Here is a 4,673-nt window from a genome sequence, read left to right as displayed (position 1 = left end):
GGTCAGCAGCCACGGGCCGGCGTCGGCCAGCGCCACGGCCTCGACGCCGTCGGGCAGCAGCGTGACGGTCCGCTCGTCCCGGAGGTCGAACAGCGCGGCCTCCCCGCCGCCGTGGAGCACGGCCCTGGCGCCGTCGCGGGTCAGCAGGAGGGCCTGGCCGGCCCCGGCGTCCGAGGCGACCACCCGGTGGCGGCGGGCGTTGGCGGCGTCGCACAGCACGAACCGGTCGTGCAGCACCGCGGCGAGGAACCAGCTGGTGTCCCCGGCGAACGCCGTCGCCGCGGGCCGGGCGAGGCGCACGGTGAAGTCGAACGTCTGCCAGGCGCCGCGCAGGCCCGTGGTGCGCCCGTGCCGGCCCAGGGCGTTCCACGCGTTCAGCAGTTCGGGGTGCCGCTCGTGGCCCGGCACCGCCCGCGCGGCGCGCAGGGCGTCCGCCGACCGCGCGTGGCGGCCCTCCCGCAGGAGCCGTTCGCCCTCGCGCATCGCCGCCCTGAACCGCCCGGCGTGGTCGGACAGTTCACCGGCGGCCCGGGGCCTGGCGTACGCCCACGGCGCGCGGTAGCCGGGGACGGGCAGGGGCAGCACGCTGATCCGGCCGTCGCCGAACACGGGCAGCACGGCGTAGCGGCCGTCGGCGCTCACCGCGAGGACCCGCGTGTGCTGCGACGTGCCGTCGTCGACGGTGCGCAGGCAGCGGCCGGTGGCCGTCTGGACGACCTGCAGTGGCTGGCCGCCTCCGACGACGGCCAGCGAGCCGTCCGGGGTGAGGGCGAGCGCCGAGACGTCCGTCAGCGCGTGGCGCACCTGGGCGGCGATCCGGTTCGCCCACACGTCCCACAGCACCATCGGCCCGGCCCACACCTGTACGGCGTACATCGCCCCCGGGGCGACGGCGGCCCCTCGCACGAAGCCGCCCCAGGCCGAGTGGTGGGGCTTGGCGCGCGGCTCGGTGAAGACCGCCCCGCACACCCCGGTGGACACCAGCCAGCCGCGGAGCTTGTCGTCGCGCAGGTCGCCGGCCGTCACGGCGAAGGTGCCGTCGTCGCTGAGTCCGAGCGCGGTCAACCGCTCCGCCCGGCTCTGCACCGGGCCCAGGAGCCACGGGGTGTCCAGGCGCCGGAACCACAGGGTGCCGTCGTCGTGCCCGGTGGCGGCGACCGTCCCGTCGGCGCTGAGCGCGACCGCCGCGACGGGCCCGGCGGTCGGGCCCGCCGGGAGGGGGAGCCGCCGGCCGTACGTGAGGTCCCACGCCTCCGGCGCACCCTGCCCGCGGCCCACCAGGCCGATCCGTCCCGCGGCGTCCATGGCGACGGACACGACGCCCGGCCCCTCGCCCTCCGGAGTCAGCTCGCGCAGACAGCGGCCGCTGCCCGTCTCCCACAGCCGCAGCCCACCATCGTGGTCGCCGGACAGCACCAGGCCGCCGTCGGCCGACACCGCCAGTGCGGCCACCCCGGCCCGGTGGCCGGCGAGGACCGCCGGGCGCGTCCCCGGGTCACGGGCGAGCTCCGCCAGCGCCTCGGAGATCTCGGCCGGTTCCGGTTCCCCCGGGGCCGGGGCGTGCAGCAGTTCGGCGGCGCGCTCGCGGTCGCCGCGCTCCAGGTGGACGAGCCCGAGCAGCCGCGCGCCCAGGGCGTCGTCGCCACCGGCCCGGCGGGCGGCCTCCAGCTCGGCGACGAGGTCCAGGTCGGTCTTGCGCGCACAACGCCAGCGGTGCAGGCCGAAGTTGAAGGCCGCGACGAGGTGGTGGGGGTCGGCCGTCATCGCCTCCCGCCACCGTGCCTCGGCCTCCTCCGTGCGTCCGAGGTCGAGCAGGGACAGCGCCTGGTTGGAGAGTCCGTCGGCCAGCAGCGCGGCCGGCTCCGGGGCCGGGCGCGGGTACGGCATGCCCGTGAGGTCGCGGTGGACGCCGATCAGGACGTCGGCGGCCTCCGCCGGCCGGGCGGGCCGCGCCGCCGGGTCGGTCGTGAAGCACCGGCGCAGCAGCGCCACGACCGCGGGGGGTACGGGCGGCAGGCGGGGATTGAGCGGCCCGGCCGCCAGCAGTTCCTCGAACACGGCGCCGGCGATCTGGCCGTACAGGGTCGGCTGCTGGCCGGTGAACATCTCCAGCACCGTCAGCGCCCAGGACCACACGTCCGTCGCGGGCGTCAGCCGGACGGCCCGGTGGCCCAGGGCGGCGAGCGCCTGTTCGGGGGAGCAGTAGGCGGGGGTCATGCCGCCGAAGGTGTCGGCCGCCCCGGCGGCGGGTGCGGCGGCGGGTGCGCCGTCGGGGCCCGCCGCACGGGCCCGGGCCAGCCCGAAGTCGGTGACCTTGGCGGTTCCGTCGGGTTCGAGCATGACGTTGGCGGGCTTGACGTCCTGGTGGACCAGGCCGCTGTCGTGGGCGTGCTGGAGCCCCCACGCGGTCTGGACGGCGACGTCCAGCACGCGTGCGAGGGCGGCCTCCCGACCGCCCTCGTAGAGCCGGCCGCCGGCCACCGCCTCGTCGAGGCTGCCGCCGTCGACCCACTCGGCGAACACCCGCGGCAGCCCGTCGACGGTGCGGACGTAGGCGCAGTTCACGGTGTGCGGGTGGAGGCCCAGGCCCACCCAGGTACCGGCCTCGGCCTCGAACCTGAGCCGGCCCGCCTCGGAGGCGACGAGGCCCGGGCGGGGCGTCTTGACCGCGAGGTCGACGTTCCAGCCGCGGTGCCGGACCCGCTGGACGACCCCCATGCCGCCGCTGCGCACGTCGTCGAGCACCTCGTAGAGGTCGAGGACCACGTCACCGGGCCGCCAGGCGGGGGGCATCGCGCGCCGCACCGTCAGTCGGCCAGTGCCACGTGCAGGGGGCTGCCGAGCAGCACCCGCAGGTCGGGCCCGGCGTCGAGTTCGGGGTAGGGACTGGGCCCGGTCAGCAGGCGGCGGGCGACGAACTCGACGGTCTGCCGCGGGCCGCGCAGCAGCCGCCCGGTGGTGTGCACAGCGGCCAGGGAGGCCTCCTCGATGGGGGCTTCGGTGCCGTCAGTGCCCTCGGTGCCCTCGGTGGCCTCGGTGCCGGCGGGGGTGAAGGCCGAGGCCTGGGAGAGCAGCATGTCGATCTTGGCGTCGCTGATGTACAGGCAATAGCGCACCGTCACCATATGAGGGTATCCCGTCACCATCCCGCCGGTCACGGCTTTCGCCGAGAAGCCTTGAGGTCGCCCGGTGGGCTCGGGCGGGCGGGGCGCGATCGCCTCGCGATCGTCAACGCCTGCTGACAGTAGTGAAGTTGACCCCGTCGGACAGCCGGTTGTCCGACGGGGTCCTCGGTCGCGGAGCAGTGTCGGAGCGGTGCCGGAGCGGTGGCGGACGACACGCGGGCAGGAACGTCCCTGCACCCCCGTGCCGCCGCCGCGGGGTGCAATGGGCGCCACCTGGCACACCGTCAACCGTGGAGGCCGACAGGTGGAGACGACGACGAGGGACGCGGACCCGGTCCGGGTACTGGACGTGACGAGCGCCGACTACCGCCGGGCGTTCGAACTGTTCCTGGCCGGGACGGACGAGAAGCCGGTCACCCACGCCCGGCTGAGCGAGATCGTGGCCGCCCTGCCGCACCGCCGGGTCCTGCTGGACCTCGGCGCGGGCGACGGCCGCACCACCGCCCACCTGGGCCGCTCCTTCGACCGCACGATCGCGGTGGAACCCAGCGCCGCCATGCGGGAGAAGCTCGGCGCGGCCTGCCCCGACGCCCTCGTCCTCCCGGAGCCGCTCGACCGGGTCCACCCGCCCGAGCAGGCCGACCTCGTCCACCTCTCCCACGTGCTCTACTACGTGCCCGAGGCGGACTGGCTCGGCACCGTCTCCCGCGCCCTGGACTGGACGGCCCCCGGCGGCACCCTCCTGGTCGTGCTCCAGAACCCGGAGAGCCCGTGCATGCGGATGGCCGCGCACTTCACCGGCGTCCGCTACGACCTCGCCCCGCTCGCCGACCGCCTGCACGAGCGGCACCCGGAGCACGACTACGCCCTCGAAACCCTCGACCTCCACTACCGTGCGCCCGACCTCGCCGAGGCGGTCGACGTCGCCGAGTTCATGGTCAACGTCGCCGACCTGGCCACCCTCGACCCCCGGCCCTCCCGCGCGGACCTGGCCGCCTACGTCCAGGAGCACTTCGCCCTCCCCGGCGGCGGCTACGGCATCGGCCACACCCAGGACATGCTCGTCATCCGCCGCGCCGACCGGTCCTGAGCCGCCCGCACCCGACCCGCCCCTCCCGGTCCCCGTCCCCCTGATCAGGACCCTGCTCGATCTGGCCGCCGTACGGCGCTGGGTCGAGCACCCCGACCCTGGCCCCAACCCCGACCCTGGCCCCAACCCTGGCCCTGGTCCGGCGCCGGCTGATCGAATCGCTTGGGCAGGCGGGGTGGTTGGTAGGCCGCTCAGGGCCGTCCGGAGGGCGCGTTGAGCACCGCGATGCCCGTGGGGGTGGCGACGTGGGCGGCCGTCTGGCGGTCCCGGTGGGTGGTGACCAGGCCCGCGTTGCGCAGCGTCGTGGCGTGCTCGCTGGCGCTGGCCATGGAGATGCCGACGAGCGCGGCGAGCTGCCGGGTCGAGCAGCCGGGGTGACCGGCGATGGTGCCGAGCACCGCGGCCCGGGTGTGGCCCAGCAGGGATCCGACGACGTCGACCGCTCTCCCGTCCGGCGG

At 76.1% G+C, this 4,673-nt stretch carries 4 protein-coding genes; 1 reads left to right on the top strand and 3 read right to left on the bottom strand.

What is annotated here, in order from left to right:
* On the bottom strand, positions 1-2,793 hold a 2,793-nt coding region (locus tag ACFU6K_RS31845), incomplete at its 3' end, for a WD40 repeat domain-containing serine/threonine protein kinase (RefSeq protein WP_380668926.1).
* 14 nt (positions 2,794-2,807) lie between these two features.
* Positions 2,808-3,122: a DUF7019 family protein gene (locus ACFU6K_RS31840; protein ID WP_380668924.1), complete on the bottom strand. Its 315-nt coding sequence runs from the start codon at positions 3,120-3,122 to the stop codon at positions 2,808-2,810.
* 307 nt (positions 3,123-3,429) lie between these two features.
* Between ACFU6K_RS31840 and ACFU6K_RS31835 the strand changes: the two genes are divergently transcribed.
* Positions 3,430-4,215 carry a class I SAM-dependent methyltransferase gene (locus ACFU6K_RS31835; RefSeq protein ID WP_380668922.1) on the top strand — a complete coding sequence of 262 codons (786 nt, stop codon included), beginning with the start codon at positions 3,430-3,432 and terminating at the stop codon, positions 4,213-4,215.
* A gap of 191 nt (positions 4,216-4,406) precedes the next feature.
* Here ACFU6K_RS31835 and ACFU6K_RS31830 read toward each other — a convergent pair.
* Positions 4,407-4,673 (bottom strand): ArsR/SmtB family transcription factor (locus ACFU6K_RS31830; protein WP_380668920.1); only part of this gene is annotated, 267 nt, incomplete at its 5' end.

The sequence above is a fragment of the Kitasatospora sp. NPDC057512 genome, from assembly GCF_042802135.1.
Lineage (GTDB): Bacteria > Actinomycetota > Actinomycetes > Streptomycetales > Streptomycetaceae > Kitasatospora.
Note: the sequence above shows the minus strand (reverse complement) of the source record. Positions and strands in the feature narration are given on the sequence as shown.